The organism is Pseudomonas sp. MPB26, from assembly GCF_046605355.1.
GTDB lineage: Bacteria > Pseudomonadota > Gammaproteobacteria > Pseudomonadales > Pseudomonadaceae > Aquipseudomonas > Aquipseudomonas cedrina.
The window spans coordinates 5960581-5978654 of sequence record NZ_CP176793.1 but is presented as its reverse complement, the minus strand read 5'-3'; the positions used below and the strand labels follow the sequence as shown (position 1 = coordinate 5978654).

15 protein-coding genes are annotated in these 18074 nt (G+C 62.9%); 6 read left to right on the top strand and 9 right to left on the bottom strand.

The features are described from left to right. The first annotated feature begins 55 nt into the window (after positions 1 to 55). Complete coding sequence (locus ACLH0H_RS27200) at positions 56 to 2329, top strand: autotransporter outer membrane beta-barrel domain-containing protein (protein WP_411380430.1); 2274 nt, start codon at positions 56 to 58, stop codon at positions 2327 to 2329. A gap of 54 nt (positions 2330 to 2383) precedes the next feature. Here ACLH0H_RS27200 and ACLH0H_RS27195 read toward each other — a convergent pair whose 3' ends face one another. From ACLH0H_RS27195 to ACLH0H_RS27175, 5 genes are all read right to left on the bottom strand, one after another. Continuing rightward, positions 2384 to 2971 carry a LysE family translocator gene (locus ACLH0H_RS27195; protein ID WP_411380429.1) on the bottom strand — a complete coding sequence of 196 codons (588 nt, stop codon included), beginning with the start codon at positions 2969 to 2971 and terminating at the stop codon, positions 2384 to 2386. Positions 2972 to 3025: 54 nt separating this feature from the next. After that, positions 3026 to 3865, bottom strand: coding sequence for an AraC family transcriptional regulator (locus ACLH0H_RS27190; RefSeq protein WP_169375768.1), 840 nt, complete (start codon positions 3863 to 3865; stop codon positions 3026 to 3028). Between the two features lie 73 nt (positions 3866 to 3938). After that, positions 3939 to 4580, bottom strand: coding sequence for a DUF1345 domain-containing protein (locus tag ACLH0H_RS27185; RefSeq protein WP_411380428.1), 642 nt, complete (start codon positions 4578 to 4580; stop codon positions 3939 to 3941). A 394-nt stretch (positions 4581 to 4974) separates the two neighbouring features. Then, entirely contained in the window at positions 4975 to 8076 is a 3102-nt protein-coding gene (locus tag ACLH0H_RS27180) for a multidrug efflux RND transporter permease subunit (protein WP_411380427.1), read from the bottom strand. 6 nt (positions 8077 to 8082) lie between these two features. Continuing rightward, on the bottom strand, positions 8083 to 9225 hold the full coding sequence (locus tag ACLH0H_RS27175) for an efflux RND transporter periplasmic adaptor subunit (protein WP_411380426.1): 1143 nt from the start codon (positions 9223 to 9225) through the stop codon (positions 8083 to 8085). 286 nt (positions 9226 to 9511) lie between these two features. Here ACLH0H_RS27175 and ACLH0H_RS27170 point away from each other — a divergent pair, with 286 nt between their 5' ends. Together ACLH0H_RS27170 and ACLH0H_RS27165 are read left to right on the top strand one after the other, a co-directional pair. Continuing rightward, a complete protein-coding gene (locus ACLH0H_RS27170) occupies positions 9512 to 10213 on the top strand; it encodes a response regulator (protein ID WP_411380425.1) in 702 nt (233 codons plus the stop codon). 3 nt (positions 10214 to 10216) lie between these two features. Next, the gene (locus tag ACLH0H_RS27165; RefSeq protein ID WP_411380424.1) at positions 10217 to 11518 is read left to right on the top strand and encodes an ATP-binding protein; all 1302 of its coding nucleotides are present in this window, start codon (positions 10217 to 10219) and stop codon (positions 11516 to 11518) included. On the opposite strand, the gene ACLH0H_RS27160 is transcribed toward ACLH0H_RS27165, so the two are convergent. The 3 genes from ACLH0H_RS27160 to ACLH0H_RS27150 form a co-directional block, all read right to left on the bottom strand. After that, positions 11519 to 12187, bottom strand: coding sequence for an anti-sigma factor domain-containing protein (locus ACLH0H_RS27160; RefSeq protein WP_411380423.1), 669 nt, complete (start codon positions 12185 to 12187; stop codon positions 11519 to 11521). After that, positions 12184 to 12699: a sigma-70 family RNA polymerase sigma factor gene (locus ACLH0H_RS27155; RefSeq protein ID WP_411380422.1), complete on the bottom strand. Its 516-nt coding sequence runs from the start codon at positions 12697 to 12699 to the stop codon at positions 12184 to 12186. The genes ACLH0H_RS27160 and ACLH0H_RS27155 overlap by 4 nt, the downstream gene beginning before the upstream one ends. A gap of 63 nt (positions 12700 to 12762) precedes the next feature. Beyond that, positions 12763 to 13284, bottom strand: coding sequence for a DUF3455 domain-containing protein (locus ACLH0H_RS27150; RefSeq protein WP_411380421.1), 522 nt, complete (start codon positions 13282 to 13284; stop codon positions 12763 to 12765). A 138-nt stretch (positions 13285 to 13422) separates the two neighbouring features. On the opposite strand from ACLH0H_RS27150, the gene ACLH0H_RS27145 reads away from it, so the two are divergent. Then, positions 13423 to 14193 carry a class I SAM-dependent methyltransferase gene (locus ACLH0H_RS27145; RefSeq protein ID WP_411380420.1) on the top strand — a complete coding sequence of 257 codons (771 nt, stop codon included), beginning with the start codon at positions 13423 to 13425 and terminating at the stop codon, positions 14191 to 14193. Between the two features lie 92 nt (positions 14194 to 14285). Further along, positions 14286 to 15071: a sulfite exporter TauE/SafE family protein gene (locus ACLH0H_RS27140; RefSeq protein WP_411380419.1), complete on the top strand. Its 786-nt coding sequence runs from the start codon at positions 14286 to 14288 to the stop codon at positions 15069 to 15071. A gap of 377 nt (positions 15072 to 15448) precedes the next feature. Here ACLH0H_RS27140 and ACLH0H_RS27135 read toward each other — a convergent pair whose 3' ends face one another. Next, the gene (locus ACLH0H_RS27135) at positions 15449 to 16687 is read right to left on the bottom strand and encodes an acyl-CoA dehydrogenase family protein (RefSeq protein WP_411380418.1); all 1239 of its coding nucleotides are present in this window, start codon (positions 16685 to 16687) and stop codon (positions 15449 to 15451) included. A gap of 254 nt (positions 16688 to 16941) precedes the next feature. Between ACLH0H_RS27135 and sfnG the strand changes: the two genes are divergently transcribed. Then, positions 16942 to 18027 (top strand): dimethylsulfone monooxygenase SfnG, encoded by a 1086-nt coding sequence (sfnG, locus tag ACLH0H_RS27130; RefSeq protein WP_076952393.1) that lies wholly within the window; start codon positions 16942 to 16944, stop codon positions 18025 to 18027. Positions 18028 to 18074 lie beyond the last annotated feature (47 nt).

Below are 18074 nucleotides of genomic sequence, written 5' to 3'. Positions count from 1 at the left end.
GTTGGGTGCCGGTCAATTCGTTCCTCTGGGAAGTTTATTTACGGGTATGTACACAATGAGTATCAACGCACGTTTCAAAAAACATCCATTGGCGCTTGCACTGCAGGTACCTGCCGTCAGTTTTTTTATGCTGGCTGCCGCCGTGGTGGAAGCTCGCTCCGAGCTGCACCCTGGCATGGAACGCACCATTGAACAGGACCATCGCGTCGATGATTGGGTGATTGGAGAGAATGCCCATCTGACCTCCAATGGCGCCACATTGAAACAATCCCGGGTGACCGCGGGCAAGATGACACTGAACGCCGGGACCACGGCTCAGGATATTCATGCATCCAATGGCTCCCAAATTTCCCTGACCGGTACCACCGTCGTGGCAAGGAGTTCGGCCGCATCCGCCATCAACCTGCAGGGCAGTCAAGCGACTATCCATGGCAGTAGCATCACCCATGCCAGCGGAATCGGTCTTTCCGCCGCGCGTAACTTCCTCACGGACGAGGGCTCCACCGTTAACGTCTTCAACAGTGTGATCAATGGCGCTACCCGTGGCGCGTTCGCCACCGCGTTCAGCGAGTTGAACTTTACCGGTTCCGAGGTCATCGGTACGGGCGATACCAGCGAAGGCATCCTGCTGTGGGGCGCCACTGCGAATGCCACCGACAGCCATATCAGCGGCGGTGAAAGCGGCGTACGGCTGAGCTATGAAAGTGCAGACCTCAACACCAGCACGCTGGTTCTGGACCATACCAGTGTTGAAGGACGCAACGGCGCGGCGCTGTTGGTTGAGGGCGATGCGTATGGCAGCACCGTGGCCGATATCCAGGTACGCAATGGCTCGACCCTGACCGGCGGCAACGGCAATATCCTGGAAGTCACCGGCGGCTCGACCGCCAACATGAACGTCGACCACAGTGATTTGATCGGCGATGTCGTCGTCGAGGAGGGCAGCACCGCCAAACTGCAACTCAACAACGGCGCCTCGCTGACCGGTCAGTTGAAAAACGTGGCCGAGTTGAGCGTCAACGATGCTTCCCGTTGGGTCCTGGTGGGCGACAGCAATGTCACGGCCTTGAAAATGGGCGGCGGCGCCGTGCATTTCGGTGGTGCGGATGAGTTCTACCAGTTGGACGTGAAGAGCCTGGAAGGCAACGGTACGTTCGTCATGCACACCGACTTCTCGACCCACGAGACCGACTTCCTCAATGTGGAAGGTCGCGCCGAAGGCAACCACAGCCTGTTGCTGGCTGCCACCGGCTCGGAACTGGCCAGCGGCGCACCGATCAAGGTCGTGCATACCGAAGGCGGCGATGCGCACTTTTCCCTGGTAGGCGACACCGTTGACATCGGTGCCTATGCCTATGGTTTGCAGAAGGACGGCACCGACTGGCTGCTCGACCCGACGCGCCGTGGCACCAGTACCGGCGCCCACTCGATACTGGCGTTGTTCAACAGCGCGCCGACTGTGCTGTACGGCGAGATGAGCATCCTGCGCACGCGCATGGGTGAACTGCGCTTCAGTGAAGGTGCGAGCAACGGCTTGTGGATGCGCAGCTACGGCAACAAGTTCGACGTGGCCGCCAACAAGAACGGCGCAGGTTACGCGCAAACCCAGAAGGGCTTCACTATCGGTGCCGATGCACCCTTGTCCGGTGGCGACGGCCAGTGGCTGGCAGGCGTGATGGCCGGTCACAGCACCTCGGACCTGAGCCTGACGCGTGGCAGCAGCGGTGAGGTCAAGAGTTACTACCTGGGCGGTTATGCCACTTGGCTGGACGCCGAAAGCGGTCTGTACTTCGACGGCGTGGTCAAGCTCAACCGCTTGCATACTGAAAACGACGTCACTATGAGCGACGGCAAGAAAGCCAAGGGTAACTACGCGCAAAATGCCGTGGGCGCATCGGCGGAGTTCGGTCGCCATATCAAGCTGGACAATGATTTCTTCGTCGAACCGTATGGGCAGTTGTCGGCAACCATTACCCAGGCGCAAAGCTACGAGTTGTCCAATGGCCTGCAGGCCAAGGGTGATCGTTCCAGCTCCGTGGTAGGCAAGCTCGGCGTGACCGTTGGCAAGAACATCCAGTTGGAAAGCGGCGGTGTATTGCAACCTTACTTGCGTACTGCAGTGGCCCATGAGTTCGACCAGAGCAACAAGGTGTTCGTCAACGACCAGAGCTTCAACAATGACCTGTCGGGCTCGCGCATCGAGCTGGCGGCCGGTGTCGCGATGTCGGTATCGGAGAACGTCAAGTTGCACGCCGACTTTGAAACCAGCCAGGGCAAGAAGATCGATCAGCCGTGGGGTGTCAACTTCGGCGTACGTTACGACTTCTAAGGCACTTGCTCACTTGAACAGGGGGGACGCTTCGGCGTCCCCCTTTTTTTGCGTTCAGATCAGTACGCCCAACCAGGTCGAGCCCAGCAGGAGCAGCGCCATGCACCGGTTGAAACGTTGCATGGCGCTGGGTGAACGCAGAAACCGGCTCGACCCTGCGCCCAGCACAGCCCAGGCGCCGAGACACGGCAGAGAGATCAGGAAAAACACCAGGGACAGGCTCAGCACCTCGCTCTGGCGGTCTGCTCCGTTATCCGCAAACACGCTGACCACTGCGAGCGCCATCATCCAGGTTTTGGGGTTCACCAGTTGCAGGCCGGCGCCGCCGATCAAGCCCAGCCGTTTTTGTGTCGATTGCGCAGGCAGGACTTGGGCCGGCGCGCGGAAAATCTGCCACGCCAGGTAACTCAACCAAGCCACGCCGGCCCATTGCATCGCGACCTCAACCTTGGGCAACTGCGCCAGTGACTGGCCGACACCCGAACCCACCGCAAGCACAATCCCTGCTGCACCCAAGCATGCCCCGAGGATGATCGGCAGCGCGGCTTTGAAGCCATACCGTGCGCTGTTGCTCAGCACCAGAATATTGGTGGGCCCGGGGGTGATGGAGGCGACAAAGGCAAACACGATGAACGGCAACATGACAGGTGACTCCGAAGATCCAAACGATGGCGTCGATCTTCACAAGCCTGGGTGTCACCTGTCTGGAAGATTTGAGCAGCGCTTGCGGTAGGCGGCGGGCGTGAGGCCGTAGGCGCGTACGAACCAGCGGCCCAGGTGGCTCTGGTCGGCAAAGCCCAGGGCAATCGCCACATCCGCAGGTTGTTCACCTTTGGCTAGCAAGTACCGGGCGCGGGCCAGGCGCAGTTGCACCAGGTAGGCGTGGGGCGGCAGGCCGAACGCGCTCTTGAAGGCGCGACTCAGGCGGAAGCGGTCGACCCCGCAGGCCAGGGCCAGTTCGTCCATGCCGACATCGGCGTGCAGGTGGGCATGCAGGTATTCCCGGGCCTTGTGCGCCACTCGCGGCAATCGCGGGTCTTCGTGGTAGCGGGTGCGCCAGTAGAGGTGGCCGGTGAGGCGCTCCAGCAATTGGTCCACGGCGCGTTGCCGCACGATGCGCAGTTCCCCGCTGTGCAAGGTCTGGAAAGCCTGGCTGGTGGCCAGGGCCAGGCGCGGATCGCGGGTCAAGGTGCTGGCAAAACTCAACTGGCTACCCTGCGGTGCTTCTTCGAACACTGCGCTCACTTCGCGCGCCAACCAGTGCGGGTCGAGGTAGAGCATGTGATAGGTGAAGCCGTCTGCGGTGGGTGCATCGCCGTCGTGCAACTCGCCGGGCTCCACCAGGAACACCTGGCCGGGCACGCTGTTATGGCGGGTGCGGCGGCAGTTGAATTGCTGCACGCCTTGCTCGGTGACGCCGATCAGGTAGCTGTCGTGCCAGTGCGGGTCATAGGCGTGGCCCTCGAAATGCGCGCGCAGGGTCTCGATGCCGGTGTCGGCGTCCTGGGACAGGTCGATCCAGTTGTGCGCAGCCATAAAGCACCGAGGCGAAATTCGTGAGGCTATTGGCGCCCAGCCATCGAAGGGCGTCTAGAAGGTTTGTGCAGCCTCAGCCGAACAGCCCGGCGGCGATGTTGATCGAGAACCCGAGGATCGCCGTATTGAACAGAAAGCCGATCAGCGACTGCCCCAGTACCACCTTGCGCATGCCCCGGGTGGCGACGCCCACATCGGACGTCTGCACCGCCACGCCGATGGTGAAAGAAAAGTACAGAAAGTCCCAGTAGTTGGGGGTCAACAACCCTTCGGCAAAGCGAAGGGCCGGTTCCTTGCCGTCCCAGGTGTAATACAGGCGCGCGTAATGCACGCTGAAAATCACCCCGATCAGCAGCCATGAACCGATCACCGTCAGCCCGGTGAAACCGTAGTGCAGCAGGCGCTCGGAGGTGGCCAGGTCCTTGCTGCCGACCAGTTCGAAGGTAATGGTCGCCAGGCTGGCGATGGCGGCGATGCAAACCGTGAACAGCACCAGCCCGGCGTTTTCATCCTCGATTTCGGCGATGCGCTTCACGTCGTCGGCCTTGGCGCGGCGGGTCAGCCACAGCATCAGCACGAGGTAGGTCCAGACCCCGGCGTTCCAGCCGATGAGGATTTTGCTGACCAGCGTATCGGCCGGCGCCAGGATGCCCACGGCGATGCCGAGCATGGCGGCGGATGAGAGGCGAGGGTGGGTGCGGGCGAGGAAGGGCATAGATGCTCACGGCTGGCAGGGGTAAGCAGACTGTACCTGATCGTCAGCACAACAAATAACCCCTGTGGGAGCTGGCTTGCCTGTGAGGCGCATAGGCATCTACACAACGTTCAAAAGCTGGCCAGTTCCCTTGTGGCGAGCGGGCTTGCCCCGCGTTGGGCTGCGAAGCAGACCCAAACCAGCCTCTACGGGGTATCTGATACACCGCGTTCTGCTTACTGGGGCTGCTTCGCAGCCCAACGCGGGGCAAGCCCGCTCGCCACAACAGCCCACTCACTGGAGGGCAGCGTCGAACCAAAGTTGTGTAGACCTATGCTGCGATGCGGGCACCTCGGTACATCAGTCAGGCCGAGTTGATCCAATCGCAGGCAAGCCGGCTCCCACAGGGAACGGTTCAGGCTGGGCTAGCGCGGTTTTTTCCTACCAGCTTCATCACCACCACAAAGAACACCGGCACAAACACCACCGCCAATGTCGCGGTGATCATCCCGCCAATCACCCCGGTACCAATCGCCTGCTGGCTCGCCGAACTGGCGCCGGTGGCAATCGCCAGCGGCACCACGCCGAGGATGAACGCCAGCGAAGTCATGATTATCGGCCGCAAGCGCAACCGCGCGGCTTTCAAGGTCGCAGTGATCAGGTCTTCACCCTGGTCATACAGGTCCTTGGCGAACTCGATGATCAGGATCGCGTTTTTCGCCGACAGGCCGATGATGGTGATCAAGCCGACCTTGAAGAACACATCGTTCGGCATGCCGCGCAAGCTCACCGCCAGCACCGCACCGAGCACACCCAGGGGCACCACCAGCAATACCGACGTCGGGATCGACCAGCTTTCATACAGTGCCGCCAGGCACAGGAACACGATCAGCAGCGACAGGCCCAACAGGATCGGCGCCTGGGAGCCCGACAAACGCTCCTGCAACGATAAACCGGTCCATTCCTGGCCCAGGCCCGCCGGCAGTTGGTTGACCAGGCGCTGGATTTCATCCATCGCTTCACCGGTGCTGTGGCCCGGCGCCGCTTCGCCGGAAATCGCAATGGCCGGGTAGCCGTTGTAGCGCGTCAACTGCGTCGGGCCCTGGGTCCATCGGGCTTCGACGAACGACGAGAGCGGCACCATCTTGCCTTCCTTGTTGCGCACGTTGATCTTCATCAAATCCGCAACCTGGCTGCGCTGGTCGCCTTCGGCCTGTACCACCACCCGCTGCATGCGGCCCTGGTTGGGGAAGTCGTTGATGTAGGCCGATCCGATGGCCGAGGACAATACATTGCCCACATCCGCAAAGGACACGCCCAGTGCGTTGGCCTGCTTGCGGTCGACTTCCAGTTGCACCTGCGGTGCTTCGGCCAGGGCGCTTTCGCGCACATTGGCCAGCACCGGGCTTTTGCCGGCGGCGGCCAGCAACTCGGTACGCGCGGCCATCAACGCGGCATGCCCCACGCCGCCGCGGTCCTGCAGGCGGAACTCGAAGCCACTGGAGGTGCCCAGGCCATCCACCGGCGGTGGCAGGACCGCGTAGGCAATCGCGTCCTTGAGCCCGCTGAAGGCCATGTTGGCGCGCTCGGCAATCGAGGCGGCGGAGTCGTCGCTGCCGCGCTTGGACCAATCCTTGAGCGTGGTAAACGCCAGCGCCGCGTTCTGCCCGGAGCCTGAGAAACTGAAGCCCATGATCATGGTGGTATCGCCCACACCCGGCTCGCCGGCGTTGTGCGCCTCGATCTGCTCGGCCACCTGCACGGTGCGATTCTTGCTCGCGCCCGGTGGCAACTGGATGTCGGTGATGGTGTAGCCCTGGTCTTCCACCGGCAGGAACGAGGAGGGCAGGCGGGTGAACATCCACCCCAGGCCCACCAGCAACACCAGGTAGATCAGCAGGTAGCGGCCGCTGCGCTTGAGCGCGTAGGCCACCCAGCCTTCATAACGCTCGGTGAAGCTGTCAAAGCGTTTGTTGAACCCGCCGAAGAAACCGCCCTTGGCGTGGTGCTCATCCTGGGCGATCGGCTTGAGCAGGGTGGCGCACAGGGCCGGGGTCAAGGTCAGGGCCAGGAACGCCGAGAACAGGATTGAGGTGGCCATCGACAGCGAGAACTGCTGGTAGATCACCCCCACCGAACCTTTCATGAAGGCCATCGGCAAGAACACCGCCACCAGCACCAGGGTGATGCCGATAATGGCGCCGGTGATCTGGCCCATGGCCTTTTTCGTCGCCTCTTTGGGCGACAGGCCCTCGGTGGCCATGATGCGCTCGACGTTTTCCACCACCACAATCGCATCGTCTACCAGGATGCCGATGGCTAGCACCATGCCGAACATGGTCAACACGTTGATCGAAAAGCCCAGCAGCAACATGGTGGCAAAGGTGCCCATCAGCGCAATCGGCACCACCAGTGTCGGGATCAGCGTATAGCGCACGTTCTGCAGGAACAGGAACATCACCGCGAACACCAGCACCATGGCTTCGAGCAGGGTGTAGACCACTTTGGTGATCGAGACCTTGACGAACGGTGAGGTGTCGTAGGGGATCTTGTATTCCACATTGGCTGGGAAGTAGCGCGACAGCTCATGCATCTTCGCCCGCACTTGGGTTGCGGTATTCAGCGCGTTTGCACCGGGCGCCAATTGCACGCTGACCGCCGTTGAAGGCTTGCCGTTCAGGCGCGTGGAGAATTGGTACTCCTGGCTGCCGACTTCCACCCGCGCCACATCGGCGATGCGCACGGTGGAGCCGTCCGGGTTGGCCTTGAGCACGATGTCGGCGAACTCCGCAGGGGTCGACAACTGGCCCTTGACCAGGATCGCGGCGGTGATTTCCTGGGTCTTGGTGCCCGGCAAGTCACCGATGCTGCCGGGCGCAACCTGGGCGTTCTGCGCGGCGATTGCGGCATTCACGTCGGCCGGCGTCAGGTTGAAGCCAATCAGCTTCTGCGGGTCGATCCAGATGCGCATCGCGCGTTCGGCGCCATACAGTTGCGCCTTGCCCACGCCGTCCAGGCGTTTGAGTTCGTTCATCACGTTGCGCGCGAGGTAATCGCTGAGCGCCGTATCATCGAGCTTGCCGTCGTTGGAGGTCAGGGTGACCAGCAATAGGAAGCCCGCAGAGACTTTCTGCACCTGCAAGCCTTGCTGGGTGACCGCCTGCGGCAGGCGTGGCTCTACCGCTTTGAGGCGGTTCTGCACATCGACCTGGGCCATTTCCGGGTTAGTGCCCGGCTGGAAGGTCGCGGTGATGGTGGCCGAGCCCAGGCTGCTCTGGGATTCGAAATACAGCAGGTGATCGGTGCCGTTGAGTTCCTGCTCGATCAGGCTGACCACGCTCTGGTCCAGGGTCTGGGCCGAGGCGCCAGGGTACACCGCATAGATTTCGACTTTCGGTGGCGCGACATCAGGGTACTGCGCCACCGGCAACTGCGGGATGGCCAGCGCGCCCGCCAGCAGGATAAACAGGGCCACCACCCAGGCGAAAATCGGGCGGTCAATAAAGAACTGCGGCATGACGGGCTATTCCTTTACCAGCGGGCTGGCGTCCACTTCAACTTTTTCACCGGGGCGCGCGTGTTGCAGGCCTTCGACAATGATGCGGTCACCGGGCTTGAGGCCGTGGCTGACGATCCAGCGATCATTGATCACGGCGCCCAGCTCCACCGGCTGCTGGCTCACGGTCTGCTCGGCGTCCAGCAGCAGCACCATCGGGATGCCGGCGCTGTCACGGGTGATGGCGCGTTGCGGCACGCTGATGCCTTGCTTGTCGACCGCCTGTTCCACGCGCACCCGCACAAAACTGCCGGGCAGCAGGTCGAGGTCCGGGTTAGGGAACTCGCTGCGCAGGATAACTTGCCCGGTGCCGGGGTCGACGCTGATCTCGGCGAACAGCAATTTGCCCGGCAACGGGTAGAGGCTGCCGTCGTCCTCGATCAGCGTGGCCTTGGCCTGGTCCTGGCCGACCTGTTTCAAGCTGCCGGCGCGGAAGGCGCGGCGCAGGTCATTCAGCTCACGGGTCGACTGGGTCAGGTCGGCGTGGATCGGGTCCAGTTGCTGGATGATCGCCAATGGCGTGGCTTCGTTCTGGCCGACCAGCGCGCCCTCGGTGACCAGCGCGCGGCCGATGCGCCCGGAAATCGGCGCGGTCACGGTGGCATAGCCCAGGTTCAGCCTGGCCCGCTCGACGGCGGCCTTGTTGGCGGCCACTTCGGCGTTGGTCTGGCGCACGGCGGCGCGGGCGTTGTCGTAGTCCTGGCCGCTGATGGCGTTGCCTTCCACCAACTGGCTGTAACGCTGCTCTTGCAGGCGTGCCTGGAAGGCATTGGCCTCGGCCTTGCTCAGGTTGGCCTGGGCACTGTCGAGGTCGGCCTTGAACGGGGCCGGATCGATACGAAACAGCACATCGCCCTGTTTCACGTCATGGCCTTCCTTGAACACTCGTTGCATCACCACGCCCGCCACCCGTGCGCGCACCTCGGCGATCCGTGGCGCGGCAATGCGCCCGCTCAGTTCACTGGTGATGGCCAGGGGTTTGGCTTCAAGGGTTTCGATGCGCACTTTGGCCAGCGGCGGCTGTGACGCCGGCGCCGCGGAGTCGCCACACGCGCCCAGGGCAAGGGTGAGGGCCAACAGGCAAAACGGCGCAAACGGATTCTTCGACATGCTCTTATCCCAATATTGACTGGCGCATCCTAAGGGCACCTGCGCCGTGGTGCTGTGAAGCTGTGTAGGGCGTGTGTGAAGAAATGTAAGGTGCGGCGCGCGGGACGCCGGGGGCGTATATCCTTGCACAATCCTGCAGGCAACAACGATCCAATGTGGGAGCGGGCTTGCTCGCGAAGGCGGTGTGTCAGTTACTGAATATGTTGACTGATCCACCGCCTTCGCGAGCAAGCCCGCTCCCACAAGGGTCTTCGCAAGCCGACAAACCGCATTATTTGGAAACGCCATGCCCAACATCCTCCTGGTCGAAGACGACGCCGCGCTCTCCGAGCTGATTGCCAGCTACCTGGAACGCAATGGCTACCACGTCAGCGTGCTCAGCCGTGGCGACCAGGTCCGCGAACGCGCGCGCCTCAACCCGCCGGACCTGGTGATCCTCGACCTGATGCTGCCCGGTCTCGACGGCTTGCAAGTGTGCCGCCTGCTGCGCGCCGACTCGGCGGGCCTGCCGATCCTGATGCTCACCGCCCGCGATGACAGCCACGACCAGGTGTTGGGCCTGGAAATGGGCGCCGACGACTACGTGACCAAACCTTGCGAGCCGCGCGTGTTGCTCGCCCGTGTGCGCACCTTATTGCGCCGCAGCAGTTTGTCCGAACCCCAGGTCGCCAATGACCGCATCATCATGGGCAATCTGTGCATCGACCTGTCGGAGCGCACCGTGACCTGGCGCGAACAGGCGGTGGAGCTGTCCAGCGGCGAATACAACCTGCTGGTGGTACTGGCGCGGCACGCCGGCGAAGTGCTCAGCCGCGACCAGATCCTGCAGCGCCTGCGTGGTATCGAGTTCAACGGCACCGACCGTTCGGTGGACGTGGCCATTTCCAAGCTGCGCCGCAAATTCGACGACAACGCCGGTGAAGCGCGCAAGATCAAGACCGTGTGGGGCAAGGGCTACCTGTTCAGCCGTTCCGAGTGGGAATGCTGACCCATGTTCCGCGTCCTGCTGCGTCTCTACCTGATCACCATCGTCACCTACAGCGCGGCGATCTACCTGGTGCCGACCCTGGTGATCCAGCTGTTCGAGCACCGTTACATGAACTACAACATCGAGCAGACCCGTGGCCAGCAAAAGCTCATCGTCAAGCAATACCAGCGCGCGCCGGTGGAACGCTGGTCGCAGGTGACCGAGCAACTGGGCCGCGACTTCGCGCCACTGAAAGTCCAGTTGCTGCTGCGCCAGGATGCCCGCTACACGCCGGCCGAAGAACAGCTGCTGGAACAGGGCAAATCCGTGGTACGCCTGGGCGAATGGGGCTGGATGGAACAGATCAGCTCGCCGATCAACGATCAATTCGTGGTCAAGCTGACGATCCCGCCCGATCCGCTGGACATGAACGTGTTGTATTGGGCCATCAACGTGCTGATCATTGCTGCGCTGCTGGCCTGCCTGCTGGTGTGGCTGCGCCCGCACTGGCGTGACCTGGAACGCCTGAAAAGCACCGCCGGGCAACTGGGCCGGGGCAATATGGCGGAGCGCACGGGGATTGCGGCCAACTCCAGCATCGGCAGCCTGGCCTCGGTGTTCGACACCATGGCCGACGACATCGAGCACCTGCTCAACCAGCAGCGCGACTTGCTCAATGCCGTGTCCCATGAACTGCGCACGCCGCTCACGCGCCTGGACTTCGGCCTGGCCCTGGCGCTGTCCGAAGACTTGCCCGAGGCCAGCCGCGAACGCCTGCAAAGCCTGGTGGCGCATATCCGCGAGCTCGACGAACTGGTGCTGGAACTGCTGTCCTACAGCCGCCTGCAAAACCCGGCGCAGCTGCCGGAGCGGGTGAGCGTGGTGCTCGACGAATTTATCGACAGCGTGCTCGGCAGCGTCGACGACGAACTGGAAAACCCCGAGATCGTCATCGAGGTGGCGCTCGACTGCGCGGTGGAGCGCTTCAGCCTCGACCCGCGCCTCACCGCCCGTGCCTTGCAGAACCTGCTGCGCAACGCCACGCGTTACTGCGACAAACGCATTCAGGTCGGCGTGAAGGTGTGTGCCAAGGGCTGCGAAATCTGGGTGGACGACGACGGTATCGGCATTCCGGCGGACCAGCGCGAACGCATTTTCGAGCCGTTCTACCGCCTGGACCGCAGCCGTGACCGCACGACCGGCGGTTTCGGCCTGGGCCTGGCCATCAGTCGGCGCGCCCTGCAGGCCCAGGGCGGCACCTTGACGGCATTGGCGTCGCCGTTGGGCGGCGCGCGGTTTCGCATGTGGCTACCCAACGTGGCTTGATCAAAGCACCTTGACCGCGCGGCCGATGGCCTGGATCGGCCCGGTGGGTTTGCCGGATGGCGAGCCACGGGGGTCTTCCAGGGTCAGTTCGAACAGTTGGTTCTGCGTGAGCGGCGGCAGCTTGTCCAGCGGCACCGACAACGTTTGCCCTGGCTTGACCAAGCCCAGGGAAACCGGCCCCTGCCAGCCCTCGGCTTTGGTCCAGAATTGCAGGGCCTTATCGGCCGGCACTTCCATTACACCCAATGGGATCAGCTGGATCCGCTGGTCATTGCTCGCCTGGACCACCCAGCCCGGTGCCTGGCTTTGCGGCGCCACCAGCACCACCACAAAGCTTGGTTCGGCGTTGGGCGGGCGGGCCAGCAGCAGCGCAGCCAGCACCAGGGTCGTCAGCAGACCGGCCCCGGCCAGGCCGCGCCATAGCGCCAGCAGGTCCCACCAGTGTGTGCGTGCGCTGGCGATGTTGCGTTCGATACGCCGCCAAAGCTCGGTGGAAGGTGGCACGGGCTCCGCCAATGCGGTCAGGGGCAACAGGCGTTGCTCCCAGGCGTCCACCAATGCGCGCAGCTCGGGGTCGTGCGTGAGGCGTTGTTGCACCTCGGCGCGTTGTTCGCCGGGCAGGGTGCCCAGCACGTATTCGCTGGCCAGTTCGTCCAATGGGTTGCTCATGCCATGCACTCGCGCAGCGCAGCGAGGCTGCGTTTGATCCAGGCTTTGACGGTCCCCAGCGGGGTGTCCAGTCTCAAAGCGATTTCGCTGTGGGAATAACCGTCGACATAGGCATGCAGGATGCACGTGCGACGGGTCGGATCTAGCTGCTCCAGGCAGGTGTGGACCTTGCCGGTGCGCGCGCTGAATTCAATGCTACCGTGGGTCTCGACGGGTTCGTGCTCATCGTCCAACGGGACTTCACGGTAGTGGTTGCGCACGGCATTCAGCGCCAGGTGCCGGGTCACGCTGAAAACCCAGCCACGGGCCGAGCCGCGACCGGGGTCGAAGCTGCCGGCGCCGCGCCAGATCTTGATAAAAGCGTCATGCACGATGTCTTCGGCCAAGGCTTTGTCTCGGACGATCCGCAGGGCCACGCCGAGCAGGTGGCTGCTTTCCTGCGCATACAAGCCGCGCAAGGCCTTTTGATCGCCACGGGCACAGGCCAGTAGGCAGGCTTCATAATCAAACACCTATTGACCACCCTCCATCGCTCAACTCAACCGTGCGTGCCACAGCCAGCGTAGCCGACTTTGTCAGTTGGCCGTCCAGAAGATGTAATCGGCCTGGTACTTCACCACTGCCTGCGTGCCCTTGTTGGCCGCCGTGCACGCGCTGCTCGGTGCCACGCCACCCTTGAGGGCCACCCGCTGAACGTAACTCACGCCGCTCATCGCGCCCTTGCCTTCAGCCGGGTTGGCCTTGACCAACTGATAGGGCAGGTTGCCCGCGCCCGACGGTGCCACCGCCAACTGGGTACCGGTGATTTTCGAACCGTCATTGGCCTGCCAGGTAGCCGGCGGGCCGAAATAGGCGCCAACGGGCTTGCCGCTACGGTCATTCAATACGGCCTTGGGGCCGACGAAGGTCCATTCGGTCTGGCCGGCGGCGTTGGCCTTGTCGCGGCACTCGTAGGTGATTTCGCCGACGCCGGTGGTTTGCAGCGCGACCTTGTGGCCGTCCGGCACGTTGATGCTCTGCGGCACGCCGGTCTGGGCGAAGGCAGCGGGTGCAGCGGCCAGCAGGGTAGCGAGGCAAAACAGTGCTTTAGCGTTCATGGGTACTTCTCCATTTCGGTAAGACAGCGGGGTGACTGAAAGGACTACCCATGGCGCGCACGATTGGATGCAACGATTAGAAAATAAATGTGAGAGGGCGCACACTGTGCCCCCGCTTTACCCGAGGAGAGATTGGCAATGACTGGTGTTCACGCGTCTGCTCAACAAGGTTTCTCCACCCAGGCGATCACTTATGCCCAGGGCCGACCCAATTACCCCAGGCAACTCACCGGCTGGCTCACCGAAACCCTGCGGATTGACGCACAGTCGACGGTGATCGACCTGGGCGCCGGCACCGGCAAATTCACGCGCTTGCTCAGCACCCTGGCGCCGACGCTGATTGCGGTCGAACCGGTGGCCGCGATGGGCGCGCAGTTGACCAGGCTGCTGCCCGGCGTGCGCCTGGTGAACGGCACGGCCGAATCCATCCCGCTGGCGTCCGCCAGCGCCGATGCGGTGGTTTGTGCGCAGGCGTTCCACTGGTTCTCCACCCAGGCCGCACTGGCGGAAATTCATCGCGTGCTCAAGCCCGGCGGGCGACTGGGGCTGGTGTGGAATGTGCGAGACGAAACGGTGGGCTGGGTGGCGGCCATCACAGAAATCATTTCCCCGTACGAAGGCGATACCCCGCGCTTTCATACCGGGCGTTGGCGCGAAGCCTTCACGGGCGTGCATTTTTCCGATCCGGCACTCACCTGTTTCCCGTACAGCCATGTCGGCAGTCCTCAGGAGGTGATCATGGATCGCTTTTTGTCGGTGAGCTTTATCGCGGCGCTTCCAGCAGCACAGAAGGCTACCGTTACCGCGCAATTGCGCGCTTTGATCCAGACCCATCCCGACTTGCGCGGACGGGACACCGTCGCCTTTCCCTATCAGACCCAAGCCTATGTCTGCCAGCGACTAAGCTGAAATGGCATAAAGTCAGATCATATTGATATAAGTCGTTATAAGAAAAATCGCTATCCTGCGGCCAGAAATTTATAAGGCCGCAGGTAGTTGTAATGGATGTGGGTAATGTGGGGTTCGTGGTTGCCGGCCTGATCGTGGGTTTTATCGTGGGCATGACGGGTGTGGGTGGGGGCTCCTTGATGACCCCGATCCTGCTGTGGTTCGGCATCAACCCGGCCACGGCCGTGGGCACCGACCTGCTGTACGCCGCCATCACCAAATCCGGTGGGGTGCTGGTGCACAGCAAGAACAGGAACATCGATTGGAGCATCACTGGCTGGCTGACCCTGGGCAGCGTGCCCGCGGTGCTGCTGACCCTGTGGTTCCTGGCCAGCCTGCACACCGACCCCAGCGCGATGAACGCGGTGATCAAGCAGGCCCTTGGCGTGGTGTTGCTGTTGACGGCGCTGGCGATCCTGTTCAAGAAAAGCCTGTTGGCCTTCGCCCAGCGCCATGCCGGCGATGGCTACCACATGAACCCGCGCAACCTGAATGCCCTGACCGTCGTCACCGGCGCAGTGCTGGGCACCATGGTCGCCCTCACATCCATTGGCGCCGGCGCACTCGGCACGGTCGCGCTGTTTATCCTCTACCCGTTCCTGGCCACGCGCCGTCTGGTTGGCACCGAAATCGCCCATGCCGTGCCCCTGACCCTGGTGGCGGGCCTGGGCCACGCCGGCATGGGCAATATGGACTGGCATCTGCTGGGCTTTCTGTTGATGGGGTCTTTGCCGGGCATCTACCTCGGCAGCCACATGACCGGCAAAGTCCCGGACGGCGTGCTGCGCCCGTGTTTGGCGGTCATGCTCATGGGCATCGGCTATAAACTCGCCTTCTAATCTGTAATCGGTCCAAATGTGGGAGCTGGCTTGTGTGGGAGCTGGCTTGCCTGCGATGGCCATAGGTATCTACACAATTTTCAGAGGCTGACAAATCTCCCTGTAGTGAGCGGGCTTGTCCCGCGTTGGGTTGCGAAGCAGCCCTAAAACCAGCCTCTGCGGAATGTCTGACACACCGCATTCTGCTTACTGGGGCTGCTTCGCAGCCCAACGCGGGGCAAGCCCGCTCGCCACAACAGCCCGTTCGCTGGGTTTTCAGCGTCGAGCCAAAGTTGTGTAGATACCTATGCTGCGATGGCATCACCTCGGCGTGTCTGGATGACCGAGGTGCCTGCATCGCAGGCAAGCCAGCTCCCACAGGTTGACCACCCCTGGCGTCAGCTTCTGACCGGGCCATTCCCGATCTGCCACACAAACGGTGGCTCGGCCCCATTGATTACCCAATCCCCGACAATGCGCGCCTTGTAGATCACCGGGTTGTGCGACGACACCGTCCGCGCATTGCGCCAATGCCGGTCGAGGGCCTTGCCCTGGCGCACATCCGAAGCCCCCAGCGCATTGAACAATTGGCTGGTGGCGCGCTGGATCAGTTCAGACACCACCACTTGCGCGGTGGCCGATTCAATCTCGGCCGCCACATTGGCTTCGCGCTCCACCGCGTCATCCCCGCCAAAGCGCGCCACATAGGCCCGTTGCGCCGGCAGCGTCGCTTTGAGCGCGCTGGCCTCGGCGGCGTAGACCAAGGCAGCCACTTCGCCCACCACCTGTTGAACCTGCGCGTCCTGGCTGACATGGGATGCGTTGCCATGGCTGTAAATGCGCTTGCGGCTGCGCACCTGATGCGCCACGTCGCGCAGTGCGGCGCGGCCGATACCGGCCAAGGTGGCGAGCAGCACCAGTTGGTAGAACGCGGTCTGGTATTTGAAACGGCTGGCGAAGTCGATGACATTTTCAGCATCCACCCGCGCGTTAGTAAAGCGCGAGGTGCCGCTGCCGGTGGTGCGCTGGCCAAAGCCGTCCCAGTCGTCGCTGTGGACCACCCCAGGCTGGCGCGCACGGGTGGCCGCGATCACGTCTGCGCCGGTGTCGCTGCGCTGGGCGTATACGTCGATCCAGTCGGCGAAAATACTGCCGGTGCTGTAGTACTTTTCACCATTGAGCGCCCAGTTGTCGCCGTCGGGGCTGACCTGGGTGACCACATCGCCAATCGCCACGCTGCCGATCTCGGTCCAGGCGCAGCCGACGATATCGCCGTCCACGAACCGTTTGAACCACAGGTCGCGACCGGCGCCGGGCGGCGCGTTCAAGCGGTCTTCGGCAAAGGCAAAGTGCCCGCGCAGGGCCTGGGGCACGTTCGAGTCGGCTTCGGCCAGTTCGATCAGCAGTTCGAACAACTGCGGCAGGGAAGCGCCGCCGCCGCCGTATTCCACCGGCACCCGCACCGCGCCAAAGCCGGCCTCCTTGAGCCACTGGATAGTCTCGTGGGGCAGGGTGCGGGTGTGCTCGCGCGCCACGGCGCCGTCGGCGATGCGCTGGAAGATCGGCCGGAAGCGCGCGGCCAGTGTGGGGTAGTCGACGCCGATGGACAGCGGGTTGATGACATGATGTTCGGTCATGGGCAAGGTTCCTGGGCAGTGGTCATGCAGAGGGCGATTGCACAGTTCGTGCCGGGTCCTGGCGCCCGTATTTGCTGGGCAACGCAATGCGCTACTGTTGCGCTGGCAACAGCTGATCGACAAACCCGCACGATCCGGAACACTCATGCCGGCACTTGGTTTTCAGCGCGGCGCCCCTGGCCTGGGCATTTGCCCGGCCTGGCACGCTTGCTGCTCAAGGCCTGGGTACATCCCTTTGTGCGAGGTAACGTTCGATGAGTCAGCAAGCTGTGAAATTTGCCTATTGGGTGCCCAATGTCAGCGGTGGGTTGGTGGTCAGCAAGATCGAGCAACGCACCGACTGGGGCATCGACTACAACCGCAAGCTGGCGCAACTGGCGGAAGCCGCCGGCTTCGAGTACGGGCTGACCCAGATCCGCTTTACCGCCGGCTACGGCGCCGAGAACCAGCATGAGTCCGTGGCGTTCAGCCACGCCCTGCTGGCCGCGACCACCCGGCTCAAGGTGATCGCCGCGATCCTGCCCGGCCCGTGGCAACCGGCGCTGGCGGCCAAGCAACTGGCGACCATCGACCAGCTCACCAACGGCCGTATCGCGGTGAATATCGTCAGCGGTTGGTTCAAGGGCGAGTTCCAGGCCATTGGCGAACACTGGCTGGAGCATGATGAGCGCTATCGGCGTTCCGAAGAGTTCATCCGCGCCCTCAAAGGCATCTGGACCCAGGACGACTTTACCTTCAAGGGCGACTTCTACCGCTTCAACAACTACACCCTCAAGCCCAAGCCTGTCGGCCAGCCGGAAGTATTCCAGGGCGGCAGTTCGCGGGCCGCGCGGGACATGGCCGCGCGGGTCTCGGACTGGTACTTCACCAACGGCAACACGCCGCAAGGCATCAAGGCGCAAGTGGACGACATTCGCGCCAAGGCGGCGGCGAACAACCATTCGGTCAAGGTCGGCGTCAATGCTTTCATCATCGCCCGCGACACGGAGGCAGAAGCCCGCGCCGTGCTGGCGGAGATCATCGACAAGGCCGACCCGGAAGCGGTGAACGCATTTGGTGACGCCGCCAAACAGGCCGGCAAGGCTTCACCGGAAGGCGAGGGCAACTGGGCCAAGTCGAGTTTCGAAGACCTGGTGCAATACAACGATGGTTTCAAGACCAACCTGATTGGTACGCCCCAGCAGATCGCCGAGCGCATCGTCGCGCTCAAGGCGGTAGGGGTGGACCTGGTGCTGGCGGGTTTCCTGCACTTCCAGGAAGAAGTCGAGTACTTCGGCAAGCGGGTGTTGCCGTTGGTGCGGGAGTTGGAGGCCAAGGCCGCGATCAAGCAGGTGGCTTGACTGGGTTGTAAGCCGGTTCGACTTTGGGAGCAGGCTTACCTGCGATA

Bases quoted from the DNA above. Each gene is read 5' to 3' on its own strand.
- ACLH0H_RS27200 (WP_411380430.1), top strand. From the start codon at position 56: ATGAGTATCAACGCACGTTTCAAAAAACATCCATTGGCGCTTGCACTG.
- ACLH0H_RS27195 (WP_411380429.1), bottom strand. From the start codon at position 2,971: ATGTTGCCGTTCATCGTGTTTGCCTTTGTCGCCTCCATCACCCCCGGG.
- ACLH0H_RS27190 (WP_169375768.1), bottom strand. From the start codon at position 3,865: ATGGCTGCGCACAACTGGATCGACCTGTCCCAGGACGCCGACACCGGC.
- ACLH0H_RS27185 (WP_411380428.1), bottom strand. From the start codon at position 4,580: ATGCCCTTCCTCGCCCGCACCCACCCTCGCCTCTCATCCGCCGCCATG.
- ACLH0H_RS27180 (WP_411380427.1), bottom strand. From the start codon at position 8,076: ATGCCGCAGTTCTTTATTGACCGCCCGATTTTCGCCTGGGTGGTGGCC.
- ACLH0H_RS27175 (WP_411380426.1), bottom strand. From the start codon at position 9,225: ATGTCGAAGAATCCGTTTGCGCCGTTTTGCCTGTTGGCCCTCACCCTT.
- ACLH0H_RS27170 (WP_411380425.1), top strand. From the start codon at position 9,512: ATGCCCAACATCCTCCTGGTCGAAGACGACGCCGCGCTCTCCGAGCTG.
- ACLH0H_RS27165 (WP_411380424.1), top strand. From the start codon at position 10,217: ATGTTCCGCGTCCTGCTGCGTCTCTACCTGATCACCATCGTCACCTAC.
- ACLH0H_RS27160 (WP_411380423.1), bottom strand. From the start codon at position 12,187: ATGAGCAACCCATTGGACGAACTGGCCAGCGAATACGTGCTGGGCACC.
- ACLH0H_RS27150 (WP_411380421.1), bottom strand. From the start codon at position 13,284: ATGAACGCTAAAGCACTGTTTTGCCTCGCTACCCTGCTGGCCGCTGCA.
- ACLH0H_RS27145 (WP_411380420.1), top strand. From the start codon at position 13,423: ATGACTGGTGTTCACGCGTCTGCTCAACAAGGTTTCTCCACCCAGGCG.
- ACLH0H_RS27140 (WP_411380419.1), top strand. From the start codon at position 14,286: ATGGATGTGGGTAATGTGGGGTTCGTGGTTGCCGGCCTGATCGTGGGT.
- ACLH0H_RS27135 (WP_411380418.1), bottom strand. From the start codon at position 16,687: ATGACCGAACATCATGTCATCAACCCGCTGTCCATCGGCGTCGACTAC.
- sfnG (WP_076952393.1), top strand. From the start codon at position 16,942: ATGAGTCAGCAAGCTGTGAAATTTGCCTATTGGGTGCCCAATGTCAGC.